The organism is Cupriavidus sp. GW821-FHT07C08 (genome assembly GCF_059419025.1).
Window position 1 is genome coordinate 1 of the sequence record NZ_JBWKQZ010000044.1, and the last position, 25,283, is coordinate 25,283.

The 25,283-nt window shown below is 64.4% G+C and carries 23 protein-coding genes; 15 read left to right on the forward strand and 8 right to left on the reverse strand.

Annotation, left to right across the window (positions count from 1 at the left end; genetic code table 11):
- Positions 1-17: 17 nt before the first annotated feature.
- Positions 18-260 carry a hypothetical protein gene (locus tag AC07UK_RS35720; protein ID WP_494687961.1) on the reverse strand — a complete coding sequence of 81 codons (243 nt, stop codon included), beginning with the start codon at positions 258-260 and terminating at the stop codon, positions 18-20.
- A 3-nt stretch (positions 261-263) separates the two neighbouring features.
- A complete protein-coding gene (locus AC07UK_RS35725) occupies positions 264-1,352 on the reverse strand; it encodes an MBL fold metallo-hydrolase (RefSeq protein ID WP_494687962.1) in 1,089 nt (362 codons plus the stop codon).
- 510 nt (positions 1,353-1,862) lie between these two features.
- Here AC07UK_RS35725 and AC07UK_RS35730 point away from each other — a divergent pair.
- Positions 1,863-3,035 carry a porin gene (locus AC07UK_RS35730; RefSeq protein WP_494687963.1) on the forward strand — a complete coding sequence of 391 codons (1,173 nt, stop codon included), beginning with the start codon at positions 1,863-1,865 and terminating at the stop codon, positions 3,033-3,035.
- Between the two features lie 375 nt (positions 3,036-3,410).
- Positions 3,411-5,147: a gamma-glutamyltransferase gene (gene ggt, locus AC07UK_RS35735; RefSeq protein ID WP_436224247.1), complete on the forward strand. Its 1,737-nt coding sequence runs from the start codon at positions 3,411-3,413 to the stop codon at positions 5,145-5,147.
- 312 nt (positions 5,148-5,459) lie between these two features.
- On the opposite strand, the gene AC07UK_RS35740 is transcribed toward ggt, so the two are convergent.
- On the reverse strand, positions 5,460-6,122 hold the full coding sequence (locus AC07UK_RS35740) for a DUF4397 domain-containing protein (RefSeq protein WP_494687964.1): 663 nt from the start codon (positions 6,120-6,122) through the stop codon (positions 5,460-5,462).
- Positions 6,123-6,387: 265 nt separating this feature from the next.
- On the opposite strand from AC07UK_RS35740, the gene AC07UK_RS35745 reads away from it, so the two are divergent.
- The 3 genes from AC07UK_RS35745 (at position 6,388) to AC07UK_RS35755 (ending at position 9,795) form a co-directional block, all read left to right on the forward strand.
- Positions 6,388-7,581, forward strand: coding sequence for an acyltransferase family protein (locus AC07UK_RS35745; RefSeq protein ID WP_436224249.1), 1,194 nt, complete (start codon positions 6,388-6,390; stop codon positions 7,579-7,581).
- Between the two features lie 645 nt (positions 7,582-8,226).
- Positions 8,227-9,207, forward strand: a complete 981-nt coding sequence (locus AC07UK_RS35750) for a CAP domain-containing protein (RefSeq protein ID WP_436224250.1) — start codon at positions 8,227-8,229, stop codon at positions 9,205-9,207.
- A gap of 123 nt (positions 9,208-9,330) precedes the next feature.
- Complete coding sequence (locus AC07UK_RS35755; RefSeq protein ID WP_436224251.1) at positions 9,331-9,795, forward strand: YaiI/YqxD family protein; 465 nt, start codon at positions 9,331-9,333, stop codon at positions 9,793-9,795.
- 87 nt (positions 9,796-9,882) lie between these two features.
- Here AC07UK_RS35755 and AC07UK_RS35760 read toward each other — a convergent pair whose 3' ends face one another.
- Positions 9,883-10,809 carry a LysR substrate-binding domain-containing protein gene (locus tag AC07UK_RS35760; protein WP_494687965.1) on the reverse strand — a complete coding sequence of 309 codons (927 nt, stop codon included), beginning with the start codon at positions 10,807-10,809 and terminating at the stop codon, positions 9,883-9,885.
- Positions 10,810-10,943: 134 nt separating this feature from the next.
- Here AC07UK_RS35760 and AC07UK_RS35765 point away from each other — a divergent pair, with 134 nt between their 5' ends.
- Positions 10,944-12,374: an FAD-binding oxidoreductase gene (locus AC07UK_RS35765; RefSeq protein WP_494687966.1), complete on the forward strand. Its 1,431-nt coding sequence runs from the start codon at positions 10,944-10,946 to the stop codon at positions 12,372-12,374.
- Position 12,375: 1 nt separating this feature from the next.
- On the opposite strand, the gene AC07UK_RS35770 is transcribed toward AC07UK_RS35765, so the two are convergent.
- Together AC07UK_RS35770 and senA are read right to left on the reverse strand one after the other, a co-directional pair.
- Positions 12,376-12,765, reverse strand: coding sequence for a cupin domain-containing protein (locus tag AC07UK_RS35770; RefSeq protein ID WP_436224254.1), 390 nt, complete (start codon positions 12,763-12,765; stop codon positions 12,376-12,378).
- Positions 12,766-13,027: 262 nt separating this feature from the next.
- Entirely contained in the window at positions 13,028-14,242 is a 1,215-nt protein-coding gene (senA, locus tag AC07UK_RS35775; protein ID WP_494687967.1) for a selenoneine synthase SenA, read from the reverse strand.
- On the opposite strand from senA, the gene senB reads away from it, so the two are divergent.
- From senB to phnE, 6 genes are read left to right on the forward strand one after another with little or no spacing between them, the layout of a single operon-like run.
- Entirely contained in the window at positions 14,229-15,224 is a 996-nt protein-coding gene (gene senB / locus AC07UK_RS35780; RefSeq protein WP_494687968.1) for a selenoneine biosynthesis selenosugar synthase SenB, read from the forward strand. The two genes, senA and senB, sit on opposite strands and share 14 nt — an antisense overlap.
- A 13-nt stretch (positions 15,225-15,237) precedes the next feature.
- Complete coding sequence (gene selD / locus AC07UK_RS35785) at positions 15,238-16,293, forward strand: selenide, water dikinase SelD (protein ID WP_436224255.1); 1,056 nt, start codon at positions 15,238-15,240, stop codon at positions 16,291-16,293.
- Positions 16,277-17,128 (forward strand): putative selenate ABC transporter substrate-binding protein, encoded by an 852-nt coding sequence (locus AC07UK_RS35790; RefSeq protein WP_436224256.1) that lies wholly within the window; start codon positions 16,277-16,279, stop codon positions 17,126-17,128. Before selD ends, AC07UK_RS35790 begins: the two co-directional genes overlap by 17 nt.
- Positions 17,129-17,138: 10 nt before the next feature.
- Positions 17,139-17,981, forward strand: a complete 843-nt coding sequence (locus AC07UK_RS35795; RefSeq protein ID WP_436224257.1) for a phosphonate ABC transporter ATP-binding protein — start codon at positions 17,139-17,141, stop codon at positions 17,979-17,981.
- On the forward strand, positions 17,978-18,799 hold the full coding sequence (locus AC07UK_RS35800; protein WP_436224258.1) for a PhnE/PtxC family ABC transporter permease: 822 nt from the start codon (positions 17,978-17,980) through the stop codon (positions 18,797-18,799). Before AC07UK_RS35795 ends, AC07UK_RS35800 begins: the two co-directional genes overlap by 4 nt.
- Before the next feature lie 3 nt (positions 18,800-18,802).
- Positions 18,803-19,591, forward strand: coding sequence for a phosphonate ABC transporter, permease protein PhnE (gene phnE, locus AC07UK_RS35805; RefSeq protein ID WP_436224259.1), 789 nt, complete (start codon positions 18,803-18,805; stop codon positions 19,589-19,591).
- Between the two features lie 163 nt (positions 19,592-19,754).
- Here phnE and ilvD read toward each other — a convergent pair whose 3' ends face one another.
- Positions 19,755-21,614, reverse strand: a complete 1,860-nt coding sequence (ilvD, locus tag AC07UK_RS35810) for a dihydroxy-acid dehydratase (protein WP_436224260.1) — start codon at positions 21,612-21,614, stop codon at positions 19,755-19,757.
- Between the two features lie 224 nt (positions 21,615-21,838).
- Between ilvD and AC07UK_RS35815 the strand changes: the two genes are divergently transcribed.
- Both AC07UK_RS35815 and AC07UK_RS35820 read left to right on the forward strand, forming a co-directional pair.
- A complete protein-coding gene (locus AC07UK_RS35815; protein WP_436224261.1) occupies positions 21,839-22,174 on the forward strand; it encodes a DUF3175 domain-containing protein in 336 nt (111 codons plus the stop codon).
- 85 nt (positions 22,175-22,259) lie between these two features.
- Complete coding sequence (locus tag AC07UK_RS35820; RefSeq protein WP_436224262.1) at positions 22,260-23,282, forward strand: class I fructose-bisphosphate aldolase; 1,023 nt, start codon at positions 22,260-22,262, stop codon at positions 23,280-23,282.
- Positions 23,283-23,296: 14 nt separating this feature from the next.
- On the opposite strand, the gene AC07UK_RS35825 is transcribed toward AC07UK_RS35820, so the two are convergent.
- Complete coding sequence (locus AC07UK_RS35825; protein WP_494687969.1) at positions 23,297-24,193, reverse strand: LysR family transcriptional regulator; 897 nt, start codon at positions 24,191-24,193, stop codon at positions 23,297-23,299.
- Between the two features lie 114 nt (positions 24,194-24,307).
- Between AC07UK_RS35825 and AC07UK_RS35830 the strand changes: the two genes are divergently transcribed.
- Positions 24,308-25,252 (forward strand): NAD-dependent epimerase/dehydratase family protein, encoded by a 945-nt coding sequence (locus AC07UK_RS35830; protein WP_436224264.1) that lies wholly within the window; start codon positions 24,308-24,310, stop codon positions 25,250-25,252.
- Positions 25,253-25,283 lie beyond the last annotated feature (31 nt).

Sequence of the window (25,283 nt, forward strand, 5' to 3'; positions counted from 1 at the left end):
GTCAACTTCACCCGAAGTTAACACCGTCCAATCCCGTTTACAACCTTTCCTATCGAGATGTGGGTAAAGGCAAGCGCGAATGGAGGGGAGCGGACGGTACGCGGCGGCGCCACCGATTCCGCCTCGCGCAGGTCCAGCGCACAACGGGCGAGTTCCAGCAGCAGACGGTGCCGGTCATGGATCGATGCGCCCGCCGGCGGGCGCTCCAGCTGCCGCACCAGCGCGTCGCGCCGCTGGAGCAAGGTCGATTGGTTGTGCATGGCTCAAGCGGCCGGGCCGGACTGCCTGGCGCAGTACCACGCCACACCCGCCTCATCGATGCGCACGTCGAGTTCGCCGCGCGCATGCAGGTAGTTCAGGTGGGCCAGCGCTTCACCTGTGGCGAGCGCATACTGCAGCGCGTCGTCGCCGGTCACCGGGACGGCAAACAGCACGGCGAACAGGTCGACGACGCGCCGCGGTTCGCGCAGCGCTTCACGCAGGCGGGCCAGGTTGCGCCAGAGCGATTGTTCGAAGCGGTCGATGCGCGCATGCAGCCCCTCGAACGGATCGTTGTGGGCCGGGAGAACCAGCACGTCTTGCGGCACTATCCGCCGGATGCGCGACAAGGACGCCTGCCAGCCGGCCAGCGGGTTCGCGTCAGGCTCCATCGGATGCACCGAGACATTGGGCGAAATGCGCGGCAGGACCTGGTCGCCGGCAATCATCACGAGCAGATCGGGCGAGTACAGGCAGGCATGCTCCGGCGTATGGCCTTGCCCCGTGATGATCTGCCAGTCGTGGGTGCCGATGCGAAGCACCGCGCCATCCTCGATGCGGCGGTAGCTGCGCGGCAGGCGCGAGATCATTCTGCCCGCGCGGCCAAAGCGGTTGCGGTAGCCGTCGAGGGCCGCTTCGTCCCAACCGGCGCGCCGGCAGAATGCAAGGCCTTCGGGCGGCACTTCCTGGCTGGTCTCGGCGACAGTGGCAAGGCTGTACAGGTACTCCAGGCGCGTCATCCAGAGGCGGCACTCGAACCGCTCCACCAGCCAGCCGGCCATGCCAACGTGATCGGGATGCTGGTGCGTGACGATGACGCGCGTCACCGGCTGGCCGGCCAGCGGCCCTGCCAGCAGCGCTTCCCAGGCGTCGACGCATTGCGGCGAAAACACGCCGGTATCGACGATCGCCCAGCCATCGCCGTCCTCGATGGCCCAGACATTGATGTGCGCCAGCACGTTGGGCAAGGGCAGCCGCATCCACAGTACGCCGGGTGCGATCTCATAGGCTTGACCGGGTGCGGGTGCGTCTCCACACGGATAGTGCAGCCTCGCAACCGGCTGGGCGAGTTGCTCGGAATCTGGACGATACATAGGTGTACTCCCGCAGTCGAACCTGCGTCAGCCGGCTGGCGGGGCCAAACGGATTCCAGGAAAAATAAGCTGGCACGTTTCGCGGACATGGCCACAGCCGTCCTTCTGTGCTCGGAGTGAAAGGTAGCGCAGCGCCGGTCGCCACACCCCTCCCTTTCAGGCAGGGGGTTGTAAGCAATGCACTGCGCGGCGCCGCATCCGCCGCTTCCGACCACCGATGTTGTGCCGCGTTGACATCGGTGTATTCCCTCACGCCCGCTGCCGGCATTCCTGCGTGCGCCGCCACAGGTCGCCGCTTGCGGGGGCATGTCCTGCCATCTTGCGCGCCCCTGCCCCTTCCCCCTCCCTTTTTGATAGGCGAACAGGGGTGGCCGCCCTCTCTACTGTCGAAGCGCGCCAGCCACTCGACGGCCGGTCAGGCCCGACACGGCAGCGTCATGGCCGGCCCGTGACTGGCGCAAACATGGGTCGGCATGACACATTGATAACGACAAGAGGAGACTTCCAAGCATGAAGAAATCGCTTATCGCCCTGGCAGCGCTCAGCGCAGCGGCAGGGACGGCGAATGCCCAGACGAGCGTGACGCTCTATGGGGTGATTGACACTGGTATCGAATACGTCAACCGGGTTGCCACGGCACCAAAGACGCTTTCCCCGACCCTGGCCGGCGAGGCCCCTGTCGGCAAACGCTTTGGCTTGTCGGGCAACGGCGGCTTGTCTGCCTCGCGCTGGGGCCTGCGCGGCGTGGAAGACCTGGGCGGCGGCCTGAAGGCCTACTTCACGCTGGAAAGCCAGTTCACTCCCGATACCGGCCAGTTCGCTGGCAATACCGGCCTCTTCAACCGCCAGGCCTACGTTGGCCTGGGCAATGCGTACGGCAAGATCACCTTCGGCAAGCAGTATTCAAGCCTTGCCGAAGGCATGCTGAACTTTTCTCCGACCCGCGCCGCGCCCGCCTATGAGCCGGGCGTCTGGTGGCTGGGCATCAACTACCGGCCGGCCAACACCATCAAGTACAAGGGCGAATTCGGCGCGGTGTCCGCCTCAGCCCACTATTCATTCGGCACCGGCGTCGGCCTGACATCGCTGAGCCCGAGCGGCGTGCTCTACAACGGAGGCACCGGTGAAACCCCGGGCGCCCCGCGCGACAACACGGCCTGGGGAGCTTCCGTGGCCTACCTGGACAACCAGTTCGGCCTGGGCATCGGCTATGACCAGTGGAATCCCGCATCGACGGTCGGCAATCCTGGCAAGGTCCGCAAGGCCGGCATCGCTGGCAGCTACAGCGTTGGAGCAACCAAGCTGATCGCCGGCTACCGCTGGGGTGACCAGACCTACGCCAACGGCCGTAACGCCATGCGCGACGACTACTGGTTCGCCGGCGTGAGCTACCGCGTCAATGCGGCGCTTGACCTGCAACTGGCCTACTTCTATTCCAACATCAAGCAGATTGCGCTGAGCGACGGCAGCACATCGGTCAACCCTGCCAATCCGCAGCAGGTCAGCTTCGTGGCCGACTACGCATTTAGCAAGCGTACCGACGTCTACCTGACGACCGCGTGGGCGCATAACGGCAGCCTGGCCAATGACGGTCCCTTCACCGGCTACCTGTTCAACTACGCGCACGCGCCCGGACAGAAGAACATGATCGGCGCGATGGTCGGGATTCGCCACATCTTCTGAGCGCTACGCGCCACAGGCCAGCCGAAGCGAGTGCCGCAAGCCTGCTGGCCTCGCTTCGGCCAGGCGCGCCGGTCCGCCGCCGATCGTTGGAACGGTCTGCGATGCAGTTCGGCGGAGTGCATGTAAACACTGAGGGCCGGCCCGGCCGGCCAGGCCATCATCATCAGATGTCGAACCGAATCTGTCCCCTTGGAGCGGAGGGAACCTTTATGAGAAGATTGTGCGCCACAAGCGCCGCGAAAGTTAACCGGGTGCCGTGTTGCGCCCGGTGCTTCTCACACTTGCCAAAACCAAACCATAGGCAAGGTTGTTCATTGGCGTCTTGAGCGATGTCGTTAGCAGGGTTCGCTTACGCAGCATTCATCAGGAGACTCCATGAATCCGAAGTCAGGATTGCGGTGGTACACCGCGATTGCATCCCTTTGTCTGACGACGAGCTTCGCGCCGTCGTCGTACGCCGCCTCCGTGGCGCCGGTCGCCGCCGAGAACGGCATGGTCGTCACCGCGCAGCACCTGGCTACCAGAGTTGGAGTCGATGTACTCAAGCGCGGTGGCAACGCTGTCGACGCCGCGGTGGCGGTGGGTTACGCGCTGGCCGTGGTGTATCCGGCCGCGGGCAACCTCGGTGGCGGCGGATTCATGACCATCCATCTGGCTGACGGCCGCAAGACATTCCTTGACTTCCGGGAGGTCGCGCCAAAGGGTGCCACCGCGAACATGTACCTGGACAAGGACGGCAACGTCATCAAGGGCGCCTCCACCAAGGGACATCTGGCCGTGGGCGTGCCCGGCACCGTGTCTGGCATGGAGTACGCTCGCCGGAAGTATGGAACGATGAAGCGCGCGGACCTGATCGCCCCTTCCATCAAGTTCGCCGAGAACGGCTTCACGCTCGAGCAGGGCGACGTGGATATGCTGCTCACCGCAACCAAGGACTTCCAGGAAGACCCTGCCTCCGGCGCAATCTTCCTGAACAAGGGGCAACCGTTCCAGGTGGGCCAGAAGCTGGTTCAACGCGACCTGGCCAAGACGCTGCGCGCGATCAGCAATGGGGGAACCGAAGGCTTCTACCAGGGCTGGGTGGGGAAGGCGATCGTCGCCTCCAGCCAGGCTGGGAAGGGCCTGATCACGCAGGCAGATCTTGATGCCTACAAGACGCGCGAACTGGCGCCGGTCGAGTGCGACTACCGCGGCTATCACGTCGTGTCGGCACCGCCGCCGAGCTCGGGCGGCGTGGTCATCTGCGAGATGTTGAACATTCTGGAAGGCTACCCGCTCAAGGACCTGGGCTACCACTCCGCGCAGGCCGTGCACTACCAGATCGAAGCCATGCGCCACGCCTATGTGGATCGCAACAGCTACCTGGGCGATCCGGATTTCGTGAAAAACCCGCTGGACCGCCTCCTGGACAAGAACTACGCCGCCAGGATTCGCGCGGCGATCGACCCGAAGAAGGCAGGCGTTTCGAAGGAGATCAAGCCCGGCGTGGAGCCGCATGAAGGCAGCAACACCACGCATTACTCGATTGCCGACAAGAACGGCAACGCCGTTTCCGTCACGTATACGCTCAACGACTGGTTTGGCGCGAAGGTCACTGCGGCTACGACAGGTGTGGTCCTGAACGATGAGATGGACGACTTTACCGCCAAGGTCGGCGTGCCGAACCTGTATGGCCTTGTCCAGGGCGAGGCCAACTCCATTGCCCCAGGCAAGCGCCCGCTGTCCTCGATGAGTCCGACCATCGTCACCAAGGACGGCAAGCCGGTGATGGTGGTGGGCACGCCAGGCGGCAGTCGTATCATCACGGCTGTACTGCAGACCATGGTCAACGCCATCGACTACAACATGAACGTGCAGGAAGCCGTGGACATGCCGCGCTTCCATCAGCAATGGCTGCCGGACCTGACCAATGTGGAGGACTACGCATTGTCCCCTGATACGCGCAAGATCCTGGAGGACATGGGCCATCGCTTCGGCCCGCCACAGCCTGCCAACCACCTGGCGACGATCATCGTCGGCGCACCGGCTCTCGGTGGCAAGCCGGTCGGCAACAACCGCTTCTATGGCGCCAACGACCCGCGCCGCAACACCGGGCTGGCGGCTGGTTATTGATTCGGCATTGCACGTTGGTTGCCCGCTTTGGCGGGTAAGAGAGATGCAAACGGCGCGAGACCAGTCGGCTCACGCCGTTTGCTTTTCAGCGCCGCTCATCGCTGGAATCCGTTGATGCCACGCTAAGGGTGCTTTCCTATAGCGGCCATTGCCATTTGACGCCGCGGCGTCAAATGGCCGAGAAGGGTCGGTCAGAGACGGCCGCAGCCTCGCGGCGAGCGCGACCGGGATTGCCCCATATTTCGAACAACGATGGAGTCCACGTTCACTGTGGAGTGGGGAATTTCTGACCGACCAGAGGCAGGCAGTCTTCTAGCCATCCGTCAGGACTTTGAGTGCGAGGGGATTTGTCGCCGCAGTCCGGATTGATCCAATCGCCACCACGCTGTAGTTGAACGCGGCATTGGCGGTCAATGTCGTCTGGATCATTGTCGTCGACGTCCCCGCAACATTGACCTTGACGTCATACGTACCGGTCGCCAGGTTCACATAGCCACTATTCGCCCCGAACAGCATGTTGGCGAACACCACCTGGCCGTTGACCAGCACATCGACGGGCCCGGCATCAGGCGCCGCATGGATCACACGCACAGCCGCCTGTCCTGCCGGTGGCGCCAGGGTCTGGTCCGTGACAGTTAGTCCCTGGATACTGGTCGCGAAATTCGCTGCGATGATTGTATAAGCCGCCGCGTTCGCCAGATCCTGCGATACATGGATTAGCGTCGTCGCCGTACCGGCCACGTTGAATGTGATCCGGTGCGTACCCGTGGGGAAGATTAAGTAAGCGGAAGCAGCCGAATAAGGCACGTTCGAGAGTACTCGCGCGCCGTCGAAGAGAACATCGAGGTTCGGTGCATCTGGAGAAACATGAAGCACACGAACGCGCGCCGTGCTGTCGTCGCGCTCGTCGGTAACGCAACTGCCGAGCTGTGCAACAAGCAAGACGGATAACAGAAGACCGATAAGGCGCCGCATCCTCGCCTCCTCGCAAGGTCGCCACTCTTCAAGATAGTGCGACGATCACCCTATCGTCATTGAAAGTTGCGCGTATCTTTTAAGCCACTTCCGGCCTTTCTCTCGCCGCTTCAACCGGTCACTAGTAAGTGGTGACTCATAGCCCCATCCAGTGTGTGCGCGCCCGCACGGATGCCGGCGTGGCCATGGCTTAAGACTTTCCAATATCCCGGTGTGCCTCGGGCAAACCTGTCGGCAGATGTTGCATCGCACCACAAGAGCGTCAATGTTCACGGGGGAGATGATGCGTCAATTCAAGTCACTCACCAGCCTGCGACTGTTTCTCGCGCTGTGGGTGCTGTGCCTGCACTGGTTTCACGACTACGATGGCGACGGCACATACTTCGACATTGGCTTCACCAGCACCTTCTTCGACCACGGCTATCTCGGCGTGGACGGGTTCTTCATCCTAAGTGGGTTCATCCTCGCTTACAACTACGACCCTCCTCCCGGCGAACGGCTGGACTGGAAGAATTTCATCGTGGCGCGAATCGCCCGGATTTATCCGGTCTATGTCGCCTGCCTTATTTCGTTCGCGGCTTCCTTGATCGTTCGCGACTTCGCCTTTCACAAGCAGATGTTGGGCACCGGCGGCTACACAGCTTCAAATTTCTGGTGGGAACTGTTCCTTTTGAGCGCATGGCGGTATGCCGGGCCACCCGGATGGAACGACGTTGGTTGGTCGGTCAGCGCCGAGTGGTTTGCCTATGTCTGGTTCCCAGTTTTCCTGTTGGCAGCGCCTCGTCTAAGCAAGACTCGCATCGTGCTGGTGGCGACCCTCGCGCTGGCGGCATTGGCCGTGGTAGAGGCGACCTCGCCCAATCATCTCTCACTCAGCGGTGGCATAGCCCGTTTGATTCCCGAATTCATGTTGGGTGTGCTGCTATGTCGCCTGCGAGAAGCAATGGTCCACTACCGTGGCTTGGTGGGGGGCGCTCTACTGTCCATAATCGTCTGCGCCCTTGGTGTGAAGTCTGGCATCGATACTCTATTTGTCGCCGGTGCTGCTGGACTCGTTTTCTCGCTTTCCTATGAAACGGACGCACTCAATCGGGTGCTCTCATTGGGGCCGCTGGTATTTCTTGGCGAGGTTTCGTACTGCATCTACATCGTGCAGCGAATCCCCCAATATCTGTTCTCCTTCGCGAGGTCTCGGCTGCCCGACCTTGCCGCGATGCCAGGTGCCGTGCAGGCTTTGATCCTGTTGGCGCTGACGGTTGGCGCCTCCATATGTCTTCACTACGTGATCGAAAAGCCGATGCGGTCCCGGATCAACCGCCAATTCGGTTCGAGGCGCAGGCGGGATGAGTCACTGGCTACACCTGACGAAAAACGATCAGACACCCAGCCGGAGGTGCTCAATGCGGGATTCGCCGGGCGAAAGGAGATCGCAAGGCGTTCGGCAGACCGTCTGCTCTGACAAGCGAACAGCGTTCTGTCGTGGCCAAGGTCCATTTGCGCTTCCTCGACTATTGGCAATGGCCTGTACTATCCAACGGTCGCCGAACCTTGCATCGTCGACTCTCTGCGGAAGACACAAACTCTGATCTTCTCGGCTTCTCCAGCCCCAGCGCCTTCGCTTTGGTTCAGAAAACACTTTGGCATGACCGTGTCGGGGGGCAAGCCTCGCAAGTCGCGGAAAATCCACCGTCGAACCGCGGCTGACCCACTAGTCTCAGACGTTGAGCCGGTTGCATTCCGGATGCCTGCTCATCGTCCCAAAGCAGCCATCCAAAGCACGCGAGTCGAACGGCCGAGAAGTGTTGACATGCGACCTTCGTTCTGCCCGCAGGTCGGCAATGCACCTATTTTGTGTCGCCGGCCAAGCAGGGTCGAACACTAATACTCAGATCGCTCTTCGTGAGCCACCGGCGGCGCCCCCCACTCACTCGCCCCAAGCTTGCTGCCCCCAAGGCGCGCATGCTCCTGTCCACCAATCTTCGCAATATCGCGTTAAGCCTCCGGAAGCGGATTTGCCAGGGTCACCCGCAGATCGCTGGCTCCGCTTATACAGACCTAAAATAACCGGAAAAACGTGAAAAATTGCCCCTTCGCAGTCGCCGCGATGTCTACTTTCGTCGCGATCTGCTGCAGCATTGGTAACGCGGGTGCCACCCCTCCAACGATCGCCTCGATCACGCCACGCACACCGACCATCAGGAAGGAGCCGTCTTCTTTTGGTCCCACCGCGATCGCGCCCAGATCCACCTACTCCAGAACCGACCCGCGCCTCGAATTTTTCAATGCTCTCAACTCCCTGCGCGTCGCAATGGGTGTAGGCGCGTTGCGGCAAGACGCCGCCCTGGACGCTGCGGCCGAAAACCACCTTGAGTATATGAAGTTCAATGCGGTGATGAGCCACACGGAGATCCCTGGGAATCCTGGTTTCACAAGCGCCGATCCGTACCAGCAAGTGCTTGCTGTCGGCGGCTCGCACAAGCAATGGGTTGGGCAGAATGCATATAGTGGCGAGATTGCCCGCTGCCTTGGTTCGATGGTGAACTCGGTTTACCACCTGCAAGGGATTACCAGCAACCAGGAAACCATCGGCCTGGCCATGCATGACAACTACTGCGTGGCGAACTTTGGTGTGATGACCGCAGCCGGGGCCGGCGGCTATGGCCTCGCCCAATGGGGCGGGCAACAACTGCCTCCCGGCACTGGCGCCCACTACCCGGCCGACAATGCCAACGTCCGCGGCTTGTTCATTCCAGGTGACGAGATCCCGAATCCAGCGCCCGATCTGGCCAGAGCCGGTCCCCCGATCATGTTCCGCGTCAATGTTGAAAAGCCATTTGACGTGCTGACGGTCTCGAACTTCATCCTGACGGGACCTGGCGGCAACTCCGTGCCCGCCCGCATCCTGGTGCCTGCTGAATCCAAGGCCGGCTCGGTTGCTTCTGCTATTGAGGACGCGAGCTTGTATCGAGGCGTGGTATTTCTGCTCCCCACGCAGCCCATCGCTGCCGGCACATACACAGCGACTTTCGCCGGTGCAAGAAATGGTGTGGCGATCAACAAGTCATGGCGCTTTACAGCGTACTGATCAGCATCTTCCGCGTCTAGGGAGGCCGCGAATACATCAAACGGACATGGTCCGGGATACTGACCACTTCAACACGTGCAGGCAGTAATATGAGCGTTCCCTCCCTCCATTGGAAGTACCGTGATGCAAGTACTGGTTGACGCAGACGCCTGCCCGGTTGTCGTCAAGGAAATGTTGTATCGGGCCGCACAACGTGTCGAAGTGTGCGTCACGCTGGTTGCCAACCAGTACATGCGCACGCCGCCTTCGCGCTTTATCAAGGCACTGCAAGTGCCTGCGGGCTTCGACGTCGCCGATGACCGTATCGTCGAGCTGGTCAGCAGCGGGGACCTCGTGATTACCGCGGACATCGTTCTTGCCGCCGCCGCCCTTGACAAGGGCGCCTATGTGCTCGACCCGCGAGGAAGCTGGTTCAGCCGTGAGAACATCCAGGAGCGCCTGACGATGCGCGAGGTAATGGAACAACTCCGCAGCTCGGGCGTGGATACCGGCGGACCGGCAGCGTACGCCCAGCAGGACAGCAAGGCGTTCGCTGGCCAATTGGACCGCTTCCTGGCACGCCATGCGCCGCCGGGTTCCGTCGCCTGAGGCGTGCTAGCCACAGCAACGCAGTAGTGGGCCGACCTTGGGACTCAAGGTGGCACCATTGGGTACGGCTGGCAGTGCGAATCGGCGCTACATCAGCCCGGTCTTCAACGCCGTCGACCGGATCCAGCCCGCGAAGGCGTCAATTGACGCCTGCCTTGGATGATGTGCGGTTGCCACCAGGTAGAAGCCATAGCCTGGCAAGGAAAGGGGATGTGCCTTGACCAAGGTCCCCGTGCGCAGTTCATTGCCGACCACAACGTCACTGCATATTGCGATTCCCTGTCCGGCAACCACTGCGTCAATGGCATGCAGTTCCTCGCGGAAGCTCAGGCCACACTTGACGGTGAGGTTCATCAACATGGGGTCGATCATGCCCGCGGTAGCCAGCCATTTGTGCCACGTGGGGGCGTCCGGATCCCGGTTCATCCAGTCGAAATGGATCAGCGGAAAGCGCAGCAGATCCGCGGCGCGCTGAACGGGCCGGCCATCCGTGGCGAGCAATTCCGGCCGGCAGATGGGGAAGAAGGCGTCCCGGCAGATCTCCTGCACGAAATGATCGGCCGGCGAAGTTCGCGCGTAGCGGATCGCGATATCGGACTCGCCTGCCCGCAAGTCCAGGACAGCATCGGTGCCGATGATTTCCAACGCGATCCCGGGGTGCAATGCACGCCACTCGGGTAGCCGGGGAACCAGCCATCGGCTCGCGAACGCGTTCGAGCTCGTCACGCGCAGCGGGAGTTGACGGTCGGTCGCCGCGATCGATGCCACGGCGCTCGCCAGTGCATCGAAGCCATTGCGCAGCGCCGGAAACAGCTGCGCGCCTGCGCCAGTCAGGGCCAGCGGGCGGGGACGCCGCTGGAACAGCGTCTGGCCGCAGGTTTCCTCCAGCAACCGGATCTGATGGCTGATGGCAGTCGGCGTCACACCGAGCTCCGCCGCAGCAGCCTTGAAGCTCCTGTGCCGGGCCGCGGCCTCGAAAGCGCGCAGCGAACGTAGCGGTGGCAGTTTGCGCATGAACTGAGTGTAGATGAGCAGAGCTCATCTGCCAGATGAGTTCTTCGAGCTTGCTTCGTTTCCTGCTTGCATCAAGCATGTATGCGGAAGCCGCGGTGCAGAGGTCGCTGTGCCGGACATGGAAAGGGGGCAGCATGGATACGCGTCTCATCCCCGGGAGTGCCGGAAGCGGGCCGGAGCACGCCGGCTTGAGCCTGGAACGATTCCGCCAGAGCCTGAACGGCGAAGCGATCCTGCGCGGAGAAGACGGATACGACAGGGCACGCCAGGTCTGGAACGGCGCGATCGACAAGCGGCCGGCGATGATCGTCTTTTGCGCCGATGCCGCCGATGTCAGCCGTGCCGTGACGTTTGCCCGGTCAGGCGGCTATCTGGTGGCGGTGCGCAGCGGAGGCCATAACGTCGCCGGCTTGTCCGTCTGCGACGATGGCATCGTGATCGATCTGGCGCGCCTGAAACGGATCGAAATCGATCCGGTACACCGCATCGCACGTGCGGGTGCAGGCCTGAGCCTGGGCGAATTCGACAGCGCAACCCAGTCGCACGGGCTGGCGACGACGATGGGGGTCAACAGCGATACGGGCATCGCCGGGCTGACGCTTGGCGGCGGCTTCGGCAGGCTAGGCCGCAAGCATGGCCTGGCCTGCGATAACCTGATCGCGGCCGAGATCGTGCTGGCCGATGGTCGCATGCTCAGAGCCAGTGCCACCGAGAACACGGACCTGTTATGGGGCCTTCGCGGCGGCGGCGGGAACTTCGGCATTGTGACGGCATTCGAGTATCGGCTTCATCCTGTCGGGCCGATGCTTCTGACCGGATCCGTGCTGCATCGCTACGACCAGGCGCGGGACGCCTTGCGGTTCTACCATGCGTTTGCGAGCCAGGCGCCGGACGAACTCAGCGTCGACGCAGCCCTCGTGACCAAGCCCTCTGGCGAGCGCTTCCTGAGCCTCTCGGCATGCTATGTCGGACCGATCACGGAAGGTGAGCGAGTGCTCGCGCCGCTCAGGGACTATGGAGCCCCAGCGGAGTTCCGGTTTGAGGCGACCCCTTACCTGCAGATCCAGTGCGCCGGCGACTCCATCTTTCCCCGCGGGCGCCGCTACTACTGGAAGGCACAGTTCCTGCGCGAGCTCGCGGACCCGGCCATCGATACGCTGCTCGATGCCTACGCGAACGCGCCTGGCGGCATGCCACTGCTGGTCTTGCAGCAGGTTGGCGGGGCGATTGCCCGGGTCCCGAGAACGGAGACACCCTACGTCAACCGCGATGCGCTCTACGACTGCTTCCCCATCTCGATCTGGGACGATCCGGCAGACGATGAAGCGAATGTACGGTGGGCGCGCGAAACGTGGGACGCTATCCGGCCGTTCTCGACGGGCGGGGTTTATGCGAATAATCTGGGCGAGGAGGGAGAGGGCAGGGTACGGGCCGCCTATGGGGAAAACTACCAAAGGCTCGTCGAGATCAAGAACAAATACGACCCGGCCAACTTCTTTCGTCTGAACCAGAATGTCCGGCCCGGGCCGGTGCGCGGGCTCAACATCGAATCCACCGACATCTGACTCACGGCGCCGGCGATGCCAGCGGCTTCCCCTTCTCGACCACGTACACGCCAAGCACCCGCGTCGCCGTGCTACCGCTGTTGTGGGCGTCATGCACCACGCCGGCAGGCACTACGAACGATTCACCGGCCTTGACCGTGCGTGGCGACTGGCCGTCGATCAGGAGTTGCGCCTCGCCTTCCATGACGTAGCTGATCTCGTCTCCGGGATGCGTATGACGCCCGGCATAGGCGCCTGGCGCCACCTCCACGCGCGCGACCACGGCTTCGCGACCTGGCACGGATACGTCGGCCCGTCCGACCAAGGTGCGGGTCAGGCCCGAACTCTGCGCCAGCGCGCTACCTGCCATCAGTGCCACGGTGCCGAACATGGCCAAATGCTTGTAGTGCATGATGTCTCCTCGAGAGTTATTTCGGATTTTCGGAGATGGCTATCCCATCTAGTCCCAGCGGACTTTCATATACAGCGATTCGCGAACGTGATGCATGTCTTGGTCCCTGCGTCGGCCTGGCAGCGGCGAAGGCGTCAATTGCGGAGAGTCTTTTCGCCAAGGCCCTCATGGTATGTACGAAACCGAACGGAATTGGCGACGCAACGTGAGCCCGTAGCGCTCAGCGCAAGCATTGATATCACCGTGGAGACGCCCTCCCTCCTCAACCGCAGCAGCGGAATCCGACAAAGAGGTCCCCGCGGTGCGGCAGGTAGAAGTTCCGGTAGCGAGGATGCTGCATGCGGGCATGGGTGGCGAACGATCCGCCGCGAACGGAGCGATGCGTGTGAAACCAGGGGGCGGAATATTCCTGGTAGGGGTCGGGCGAGAACCCTGCATAGGGCACGAAAGGATCAGCCGTCCATTCCCACACGGCGCTACCCCAGCGGATCAGGTCATGCGTTGCCGCATACTCCCATTCGGCTTCCGTGGGCAAGCGCTTGCCGGCCCAGCGGCAATAGGCTTCCGCCTCGTAGGCATTGATATGACACACCGGCTGTTCGGGCGGCAGCGGCACCCACTGCCCGAACCAGCGCAACGCCCATTGCCCCGCGGTGCCGCCGGCTGTCCGGCGCCAGCGCAGCGGATGCGCCAGCCCGCTCTGTTGCAGCCATGCGCGTCCGTCGTCGGACCACCATTGACGGTCGCGGTAGCCGCCTGCGGCCACGAATTCCGCAAATGCGGCATTGCTGACGCAAGTGCGATCGATGCGGAACGGGGCGATGTGGACCGGGTAGGACCACTTCTCATTGTCGAAGACGAACCCGTCGCCTCCGACGGGTGACCCCATCTGGAACGTGTCGAAGCCTGCGGCTGCAGAGCCGGCGCCTGGCGCAATGGAGGGCATGCCGAGCGGGGCATGCAGCGGATAATCGAGCGTCTGGCGCATATAGGTCAGCGCCTCCGCATGCATGTCTTCGTGGAACAAGGCGAGCCGGAAGAAATAGAGCGCAGCGTCGGTATCGTCCGACGTGGCGAGCCTGGCGCGAACGTGCTCCAGCACGGCGGCGGCGTAGTCGCGAATCTCGGGGAGCCGGGGCAGCGCAAGATGCCATCGATCCCGGTGGGCGACGCGCATGGAATCGAAAAGGCGGTCGGCGTCCGCCAGCATGGACGGGAGGCTGGCCACCCAGCGGCCGTCCTGACCGGCACGCGGCTCCCGCAGCACCCATAGCTCCGTGAACCAGGCGATATGGGCATACTCCCACAAGGGCGGATTGATTCCTGCATCGTAAGGAACCTGCCATTGGGACGGCGATAGCTCCTGAAGCAGGCCCCACGTACGCCGGTGCGCATCGGCAAACGCCGCATCCAGCTCGAACTTGTTTATCCTTCTTGCTGCTGCCCCCTCAGAACCTATCGTCATGCGTCCTCCCAAGGCCACCGTCGCAATTATCAGTCCGGCGCTGCGCAAAGCCAACAATGGCAACTGGCAAACCGCCAATCGCTGGGCCCGGTTCCTGCAGGGGGACTACGATGTCACACTGGCCGCTGAATGGTCGACGGCCAGCCTGGGTGGCGCCCTGCCCGACTGCCTGATCGCCCTGCACGCCCGACGCTCGGCCGAGTCCATCGCCAGGTTCGCCGAGGCTTGTCCGGATCGTCCGCTGATCGTCGTGCTGACCGGCACCGATCTGTATCGCGATATCCGCACCGATGCATCAGCCCAGCGCTCGCTCGACCTCGCCACCCATCTGGTGGTGCTGCAGGACGAAGGGCTCGCCGAACTGGCGGCCGCGCATCGCGCCCGGTGCCGGGTGATCTACCAGTCTGCCCCGGCATGCGCACCCGCGGCGCCCAGCCAGGATCACTTCGACGTCGTGCTGGTCGGCCACATGCGGGCGGAAAAAGACCCGCTGACGCCCATGCGCGCCCTTTCGCTGCTTCCCGACGATTCGCGCGTGCGCCTGATCCATATCGGTGGCGCGCTGGATGACGCCTATCAGCAGGCGGCCCTGGCGCTGGAAGCACAAGCCTGGCCCGGCGTGCGGCGCTATGTCTGGCTCAGAAACCTGCCCCATGACGAAACCCGGCAGCACATCCGGCAAGCACGGGCCATGGTGATCTCCAGCGCCATGGAAGGCGGCGCCAACGTGATCATCGAGGCCGTCGTCAGCGGCGTGCCGGTGCTGGCCAGCCGCATCCCGGGCAACGTCGGCATGCTGGGCCGTGACTACGAAGGCAATTTTCCGTTGGGTGACGCCGCGCAACTGGCGCTGGTGCTGGAACGCACCAGCCGGGATGCCGGGTTCCTGAACCGCCTGCGGCAGCAATGCGCACTTCGCGCGCCGCTGTTTGCGCCGGCGCGGGAACGGGCGGAAGTGAGTAAACTTGTCGCCGACGCCTTGAAACCAGAATAACCGGAGCCCCGCAGTGGACCAGCCAGACAACGCAAAGATCAAGCTCACCGCCTTCTCCCACGGCGGCGGGTGTGGGTGCAAGATCGCCCCCGGTGTGCTTTCCGAAATCCTCAGGAATTCGGTCGGCTTCCCTGCTCCGGCAGCACTGCTGGTCGGCAAGGAAACCAGCGACGACGCGGCGGTCTACCAGCTCAATGACAACCAGGCCCTGATCGCCACCACGGACTTCTTCATGCCGGTGGTGGACGATCCGTACGATTTCGGGCGTATCGCCGCCACCAACGCCATCTCCGACGTCTACGCCATGGGCGGAACCCCGATCATGGCGCTGGCGCTGGTCGGCATGCCTATCGAGAAGCTGCCGCCTGAGGTCATCGGCAAGATCCTCGAAGGCGGGGAATCGATCTGCGCCCAGGCGGGCATCCCGGTCGCGGGCGGCCACACCATCGATTCGCTTGAGCCGATCTACGGGCTGGTGGTCCTTGGTCTGGTGCACCCGAATCGGGTCAAGAAGAACAGCGGCGCCAAGGCGGGCGACAAGCTGATCCTCGGCAAGCCATTGGGCGTGGGCGTGTTGTCCGCCGCGGTGAAAAAGGACAAGCTCGACGCGGCCGGCTATCAAGACCTGATTGCCTGCACCACCAAACTCAACACGCCCGGCCGACTGCTGGCCGAAGTGCCGGGTGTCCACGCGCTGACCGACGTGACCGGCTTCGGCCTGCTCGGCCACCTGCTGGAGCTGTGTCGTGGCGCGGGCGTCGGCGCCCGGCTGGACATGGGGCGGATTCCGCTGCTGCCGCGGGTTGAGCGCATGGCCGCCGAAGGGCTGGTGACCGGCGCATCAGGGCGCAACTGGGTCAGCTACGGCAGCGAGGTGGACCTGTCCACGTCGGTCACGCCAAGCCAGAAGGCACTACTGACCGATCCCCAGACCAGCGGCGGCTTGCTGGTGTCGTGCGCACCGGAAGCCGTGGACGAGATCCTGGAGATCTTTCGCCGGGACGGCTTCGCAGACGCTGCGGTGATCGGTGAAATGACGCAAGGAGCCGCCCGTGTTGCCGTTGCTTAAGCGCCTCGCCGCGCTGACCCTGCTTGGCTTTGCCGGCCTCGCCGGTGCCCAGGCTGTCCTGAAGGTCTCGGCCATTCCCGACGAGTCCCCCACCGAACTGCAGCGCAAGTTTGCGCCGCTTGGCAACTACCTGGAGAAGGAAACCGGCATGAAGGTGAAGTTCGTGCCCGTCACGGACTACGCTGCGGTGGTCGAATCGCTGGCCACCGGCAAGATCGACATGGCGTGGCTGGGCGGCTTTACCTATGTACAGAGCAAGATCCGGACGAAGGGAGCCACCATCCCCATCGTCCAGCGCCAGGAAGATGCCGCGTTCACCAGCAAGTTCATCACCGCCAACAGCGCGATCAAGTCGCTGGCCGACCTCAAAGGCCACACCTTCGTCTTCGGCGCGCCGTCCTCTACCTCCGGCCACCTGATGCCACGGCACTTCCTGCTGCAGGCCGGCATCGACCCGGACAAGGCCTTCAAGACGGTGGCCTATTCGGGCGCCCACGATGCGACGGTGGCTTTCGTGCAGGCCGGCAGGGCCGACGCCGGCGTGCTCAATGCCTCGGTGTGGGACAAGCTGGTTGAGCAGCATAAGGTGGATCCCGCCAAGGTCAGGGTATTTGCCGTCACACCGCCCTACTACGACTACAACTGGACCGTGCGCGGCGGGCTCGATCCGGCCTTGCGCAAGAAGCTGACCGAAGCGTTCCTGCGACTTGACCCGGCCAATCCCGAGCAGCGGGAGATCATGGCATTGCAGCGGACCGCCAGGTACATCCCCACCCGGCCGGAAAACTACGCCGGCATCGAGGCCGCAGCCCGCGCTGCGGGCCTGATCCAGTGATACCGGTCTGATGAGCTTCCGCCTGGATGCCACCAGCGTCAGTTACGCCAACGGACAGCGTGCGCTCAACCAGATCACGTTGGCGGCCAGCCGCGGCGAGCCCATCGCCGTCATCGGTCCGTCCGGAGCCGGCAAGACCTCCTTGCTGCGCTTGCTGGCAACGTCGCTGCGACCAAGCGAGGGCCGTGTGGAGGTGCTGGAGCAAAGCCCCTGGGCGGTGTCCGCCGCACGCCTGCGGCAATTGCGCTGCCGCATCGGCATGGTGCACCAGGCGCCGCCGATGCCGCCGCGCCAGCGCGTGATCACCGCCATCCTTGCCGGCCGCCTGGGCATCTGGCCCGGCTGGAAATCCTTGCTGTCGCTGGTCTATCCGGCAGACATCGATGGTGCCGGCGAACAGCTCGCCCGCCTTGAGCTGGCCGACCGCCTGTTCGACCGGTGCGACCAGCTCTCGGGCGGCCAGCTGCAGCGCGTGGGCGTCGCCCGCGTGCTTTACCAGCGCCCGGAATTGATCCTGGCGGACGAACCGGTCTCGGCAATGGACCCGGTGCTGGCCAACCTCACCCTGGGCGAGCTGCGCAGGGAAGCGGATACACGCGCGGTGCCCCTGGTCGCCAGCCTGCACGCAGTGGATCTGGCGCTGCGCTGGTTTCCCCGCATCGTCGGCCTGAAGGCGGGCGAGATCGCCTTCGACCTGCCGGCCGAGCGCGTGACCGACGCGCTGCTGCGCGAACTCTATGCCTCCGAAAGCGCGTCACCCCCGGTACAAGGCAGCCAGGCCCTGATGCGCATCGCGGCAGGTGCGAGCGCCGCCATCGGTGGCGATACCCCATCCAGGCCGGCGTGCCGATGACCGCCCACCCGCGCGATCCCCAGGCGCTGCGGCGCGCAAGCGGCCTGGTGCTCGCGCTGCTTCTGCTGTGGCCATTGTTGCGGCTGTCCCGGTTCAGCCCTTCAGCCTTGTTCGACACCGAAAACCTCAAGGTGATGGGCGCCTTCGTGCGCAACTTCCTTCCGCCCGAGGTTTCGCCCGGATTCCTCGGGCTTGTGGTCAACGCCACGCTGGAAACGCTGGCGATCGCCACCGCGGGCATTGCGATCGCCTTTGTGATCGCAACACCTCTGGCCGTGGCCATGACGCGCAGCCTGTCGGTGTCGCGCATCGGCCCCGGCCAGGGACGCAAGCCGCGCATGGCGGTGCGCGCTGGCGTGCGCGCCCTGGTGCTACTGCTGCGCGGGGTGCCGGAACTGGTGTGGGCGCTGGTCTTCGTGCGTGCCCTCGGCCTGGGGGCGGCGGCGGGCGTGCTCGCTCTGGCCATCACCTATGGCGGCATGCTGGCAAAGGTCTATGCGGAAATCCTCGAATCCAGCGACAAACGCGCCGTGGATGCCCTGTTTGGCAGCGGAAGCGGGCGCCTGGCGGCACTGTTCTATGGGCTGCTTCCCCATGCCGCGCAGGAGCTGGTCTCGTACACCGTCTACCGCTGGGAATGTGCCATCCGGGCTTCCGTGGTCATGGGTTTCGTTGGCGCCGGCGGGCTTGGGCAGTTGATGGACCAGGCCATGAAACTGCTCAACGGCGGGGAAGCCGCGACCATCCTGCTGGTGTTCCTGCTGCTTGTCCTGCTGGCGGACGCGCTCAGCGCGCGCCTGCGCAAGCTGATCGACTGAATCATGGCGCACAAGGTCAAGGCCGCTCAATTCTGCATGCGCTGCCTGCTCACCCTGATCGCGTTGGCCGCCGCGGTTTCGGGCAGCTTCGCGTATCTGTCGCTCGACCTGAGCCAGCTCTTTTCTGCGGACGCTGCAGCCGAGATGGGGCGCTTCCTGCTGACGTTCTTCCCGCCGGAGCTCTCATCCGCTTTTTTGGCCAGAACCGCTGGCGGCATGCTCGAAACGCTCGCGGTTTCCGCCGTGGGCACGCTGTGTGCGGCGGTGCTGGGTTTTGGCCTGGCACTACCGGCTTCCGGGCTCTACGGCGATGCGCTGCGCACGTTGTCGCGCTTGCTGCTGAACGTGTCGCGCTCGATTCCCGAGCTGGTATGGGCAGCCCTGACCGTGCTCGCCGTCGGCCTTGGACCGTTTGCCGGCACCCTCGCCCTGGCACTGCATACCGCGGGCGTGCTCGGCCGCCTGTTCGCCGAAGCGCTGGAGAATGCGCCGCGCGCACCCGCGCGCGCGCTGACGGAAGGGGGCACTCCTGCCGTGCTGGTCTTCATGTATGGGACGCTGCCCTGCGTATGGCCCCAGTTCCTGGCCTACATCCTGTACCGCTGGGAAACGAATATCCGCGTGGCGGCAATCCTTGGCTTTGTCGGCGCCGGCGGGCTTGGGCAGATGCTGTATTTCGAGCTGTCCCTGTTCCATCTGCCCCAGGCTTGCACGGTGATCATCGCCATGCTTGCCCTGGCGGCCGTGGTCGACACAGCCAGCGCGATCATGAGGGCTGGCCGGCATTCGTGAAGAGCGCCGGCGACGCTTGCGGTTACTTCCTGCGTCCAGGAATCCATGCCGCTCGCGCCTGGAAAAATTGCCAGCTTCCACCGCGCAGATCGGCGAAGGACAAAAAAAAAGCCGCTCCTAAGAGCGGCCTTCTCGGCAAACGGACTAGCGCTTCACCCCGGGATCAGTCATCCAGCAACGACAAGTCCCGCACCGCGCCCTTGTCCGCCGACATCACCAGCTTGGCGTAGGCCTTCAGCGCAGCAGACACCTTGCGCGGACGCGCCTTGGCCGGCTTCCACCCCTTGGCGTTCTGCGCCTCGCGGCGGCTCGCCAGTTCCTCGTCGGACAGCAGCACGTTGATCGTGCGGTTGGGAATGTCGATGCGGATCTTGTCCCCATCGCGCACCAGGCCGATGGCGCCGCCTGCCGCAGCTTCGGGCGAGCAGTGGCCGATGGACAAACCCGAGGTGCCGCCGGAGAAGCGGCCGTCGGTCAGCAGCGCGCAAGCCTTGCCCAGGCCCTTGGACTTGATGTAGCTGGTGGGGTAGAGCATCTCCTGCATGCCGGGGCCGCCCTTGGGGCCTTCGTAGCGCACGATCACCACGTCGCCGGCCTTGACCTTGTCGTTGAGGATGTTCTCAACCGCCTCGTCCTGCGATTCGGTGACGTGGGCCGTGCCTTCGAACACGAGGATGCTCTCGTCCACGCCGGCGGTCTTCACCACGCAGCCGTCGAGCGCGATATTGCCCGTCAGCACCGCCAGGCCGCCTTCCTTGGAGAAAGCGTGCTCGTAGGAGCGGATGCAGCCCTCGGCGCGGTCCAGGTCCAGGCTGGGCCAGCGCGTGTTCTGGCTGAACGCCACCTGGGTGGGAATGCCCGCCGGGCCGGCCAGGTAGAAGTTCCTGACGGCTTCGTCCTGGGTGCGGCTGATGTCCCACTGCTCCAGCGCGTCCTTGAGCGTGGGCGCATGCACCGTGGGCACGTCGGTGTGCAGCTTGCCGGCGCGCTCCAGCTCGCCCAGGATGGCCATGATGCCGCCCGCGCGGTGCACGTCTTCGATGTGGTACTTGTTGGTGTTGGGGGCCACCTTGCACAGCTGCGGCACGACGCGCGAGAGGCGGTCGATGTCGGTCATGCTGAAGTCGATGCCCGCCTCGCTCGCGATCGCCAGCAGGTGCAGGATGGTGTTGGTGGAGCCGCCCATGGCGATATCAAGGGTCATGGCGTTCTCGAACGCCTTGAAGCCCACCGCGCGCGGCAGGATGCGCGCGTCCTCCTGCTCGTAGTACTGGCGGGCCAGTTCCACGATGCGGCTGCCGGCGCGCTTGAACAGCTGCTCGCGGTCCGCGTGGGTGGCCACCACCGTGCCGTTGCCGGGCAGCGACAGGCCCAGCGCCTCGGTCAGGCAGTTCATGGAGTTGGCGGTGAACATGCCCGAGCACGAACCGCAGGTGGGGCAGGCGGAGCGCTCCACCTCGGCCACGTCGGCGTCGGAATAGGCGCTGTCGGCGGCGATCACCATGGCGTCCACCAGGTCGAGCTTCTTGAACTCCATGGCCTTGGTGACGGGGTTGGCCAGGCGTGTCTTGCCGGCTTCCATCGGGCCGCCGGAGACGAAGATCACCGGGATGTTGAGCCGCATGGCGGCCATCAGCATGCCGGGGGTGATCTTGTCGCAGTTGGAGATGCACACCATGGCGTCGGCGCAGTGCGCGTTGACCATGTATTCCACCGAGTCCGCGATGATGTCGCGGCTGGGCAGCGAATAGAGCATGCCGTCGTGGCCCATGGCGATGCCGTCATCGACCGCGATGGTGTTGAACTCCTTGGCAACGCCGCCCGCGGCCTCGATCTCGCGCGCGACCAGCTGGCCCAGGTCCTTCAGGTGCACGTGCCCGGGCACGAACTGGGTGAAGGAATTGACCACCGCAACGATGGGCTTGGAGAAATCTTCGTCTTTCATGCCGGTGGCGCGCCACAGGGAGCGCGCCCCCGCCATGTTGCGGCCGGCGGTGGAGGTTTTGGAACGGTATGTGGGCATTTTATTGCTGAAGAAATATCGCAGAAAGGAAGCGGGCCACAGGAATAAGGGCCCTTGCGCGCCCGTGCGAACAACCTCTTGAGCTGCGCCCTGGGCAAAAGCGCAATTATCCCACACCGCCCGGGCTGTCTTGCCACCGCGCACCGGTCCCGCCTGAGTCCCCCAGGACGACGAGAAGTTGCCTAGGCTAGACGGATCCCGATAAAGCTATGGGAGGACCGGAAATGGCTGCCGCGAAATCCACCCGCCGGCCGGCAAAGGGCCGCGCCAAAGCTGGCGCCAGCAAGGGGCGGCGCTGGTCGCAGCAGGTAACAGAGCGCAGCGACGCGCTGGACCTCGAGCCGCACATTTTCGCCTCGGACAACCCCGAGGAAATTGCCGCTTCGCTCAAGCGTTCCGCCGTGAGCAGCCGGCGCCGCAAGGGCACGGCGTTCCAGTCGGCGATGTCGATGCTCAATTTCTACATCAATCGTGCCGGCCGTCATCTGCCCAAGGCGCGCCGCGCCACGCTGGAAAAGGCCAAGGGCAAGCTGCGCGAAGCGTTCGGGCGGCCACCTTAGGCAGGCACTGCTCGCCCCGCGTGACTTGCGCGACGGCATTTTCGCGCCAATGCTTGTTCCTATGTCACCTGCACGGAGCCTGATCATGGACAGAAAAAGCGAACTGCAAGCCACCGTGGACGCCCTGGCACAAGCGGGCAAAGGGTTGCTGGCAGCCGACGAGAGCGGCCCGACCATCGCCAAGCGGTTCGAACGCATCGGCGTGGAGTCGAGCGAGGAAAACCGCCGCGCGTGGCGCAACCTGCTCTTGTCGACTCCCGGTCTTGGCGAGTTCATCAGCGGCGTGATCCTGTACGAGGAAACCCTGGGCCAGCGCGCCGACGATGGCACGCCGCTGCCGGAACTGGCCGCGCGCCAGGGCATCGTGCCCGGCATCAAGGTGGACAAGGGCAAGATCGCACTCGCCCTGGCACCCGGGGACGAGGTCACCGAGGGTCTCGACGGGCTGGCCAAGCGGCTTGCCGGCTATCGCCAGCAGGGCGCGCGCTTTGCCAAGTGGCGTGCGGTCTACAACGTGTCGGACAAACTGCCGGGCTGGGCTGCCATCCAGGCCAATGCAGAGGCGCTGGCGCGCTATGCCGCGATCTGCCAGGAATCAGGCGTGGTACCCATCGTCGAACCCGAGGTGCTGATGGATGGCGCGCACTCCATGGCACGTTGCGCCGAGGTCACCGAGGCGGTGCTGCATGCAGTCTTTCATGCCTTGGACCGGCATGCGGTGGTGCTGGAACACATGCTGCTGAAGCCAAGCATGGTGCTGCCCGGCAAGGAGGCCGGGCACGCGGCGCCGGCCGAGGTCGCGATGCAGACCGTCCAGGTGCTCAAGCGCACGGTGCCGGCAGCGGTGCCGGGCATCTTCTTCCTGTCCGGCGGCCAGACGCCCACCGAGGCCACCGTCAATCTGGACGCCATGAACCGGCTTGCCCCGCTGCCCTGGCGGCTGTCCTTCTCCTACGGGCGCGCCTTGCAGGAACCGCCCCTGCTGGCCTGGCGTGGCGATGCCGCCAACGCGGCGCAAGCGCAACGGGCGCTGCTGCAGCGCTCACGGCTGAATGCCATGGCCTGCCTGGGGCAATACGACGCGGCGCAGGAGAACGCTGCGGGCTGAGCTTGCCGATGCGCCTACGCCCCTTCGGCGTAGGCGCGCAGCCCCGCAGCCAGCGCGGCAAACGTCACCGCGCATCGCGCGCTCTCGCGCAGGTCCTCGTGCATCGCCACCCAGGTATCCATGGTCATCGAAAACTGGTTGGACAGAACCCTGACCAGCCGCGGGTCCCGCGCCGCCAGCGCTGACTGGCACACGCCGATGCCAAATCCCGCGCGTATCGCGCCCAGCTGGGCCAGGTCGCTATTGGCACGGAAAGCCAGGGCGTCGCGCGAGAAGGCTTTGAACCTGGCCTGCAAGCGGCGGATAAAGGCGTTCTCCTGATCGAAGCCGATCAGCGCAAACCGGGACAGATCCGCCAGCGACTTCGGCACGCCACGGGATGCCAGATAACTCTCGTGGGCATGCAGGCCCAGTTCGATCCCGCCGACGCGCGTGGCCACCAGCGCTGCCTGCTCCGGGCGGAACATCCGGACCGCGATATCCGCCTCGCGGCGCAACAGGTCGTCTGCCTGGTTCGACAGCACCAGCTCGATTTCCAGTTCCGGATGCTCGTTGTGCAGCGCCGCCAGTATCGGCGGCAACACTTCGACGCCGATGACTTCGCTTGCCGACAGGCGCACCGTGCCACGCACGCCCGCACCGTGGCCGCTGGCGACCCGCCGCATCGCCGCGGCCGTCGCGGCAATGCCGGCGGCATAGGGCTTCAGCTCATGCGCCGCGTCGGTCGGCGCGAATCCTTCGAATGAGCGGGTGAACAGCTTCAGCCCGAGGGCGGCTTCGAGACTGTCGATGTGCCGGCCGACGGTCGGCTGCGTCAGGCCCATTGCCCGCCCGGCTGCGGACAGCGAGCCGGTCTCCAGCACATGAAGGAAGGCCCGGTACCACTCCCAGTCTGGTTCGCGCTCGGGCATGGCTATGCATTTATTTATAGCAACCAGCCGATTATAGGCAATTTCCTTTTAGCCACAGAGCTTGCAGACTGAAGCCGCTTTCAGCCCTGGTGCCAACTCAAAAGGAGATTCGCCATGTCCAAAGTCGCTCTCTTCGGCGCAGCCGGCGCGATCGGTCAAAGCGTGGCCGCTGCGCTGCGCGGCAAGGGCCGGCCCTATCGCGTGGTCGGCCGCAACGCGGGCAGCCTGCACACAGCCTTCGGGACGGACCCGCTCGCCGAGGTCGTCACCTGGAATCCCGATTCGCCCGAGTCGGTGCAAGCCGCCGCCAGCGGCATCGAGACGCTGATCTACATGGTCGGCGTCAACTACTGGCAGTTCCAGCTGCACCCCGAGCTGATGCGCAAGACCCTGGATGGCGCCGTGGCCGCTGGCGTCAAGCACTTCATCCTGATCGGCACCGTCTATCCCTACGGCCGGGTCCAGACCGGCAACCCGGTCCGCGAAGACCATCCGCGCGAGCCGCACACGTTCAAAGGCCGCATGCGCAAGGCCCAGGAGGATCTGCTGATGCAGGCCGATGCCAGCGGGCGGATCCGCGCCACGGTGCTGCGGCTGCCTGACTTCTATGGCCCGGGCGTGCAAGCCAGCCTGCTGCACCGCGCCGCGCAGGCAGCCGTGAATGGTGGCACGGCTGACATGATCGGGCCCCTCGACCAGCCGCACGAATTCGTCTACGTGCCCGACGTGGGGCCGGTGGTGGCGCGGCTGATCGACACGCCGGCGGCCTTCGGCAAGATCTGGCACCTGGCGGGCGCCGGTGTCACGACGCAGCGCGAGCTGGTCTCGGAAATGGAACGGCAGACCGGGCGCACGCTGAAGCTGCGCGTCGCCGGCAAGACGATGCTGCGCCTGCTGGGCCTGTTCAACCCGTTCATGCGCGAACTGGTGGAGATGCATTACCTGATGACGGACCCGCTGGTCATGGACGACTCGGCGCTGCAGCGGCTGATCGGGCCGACTCGCAAGACGCCCTACGACAAAGGTATCCGCCAGACGCTGGCTGCAGTGCGTTGCTGAGAGATCTGTGCGCCAGTCCAGACAAGCTGCA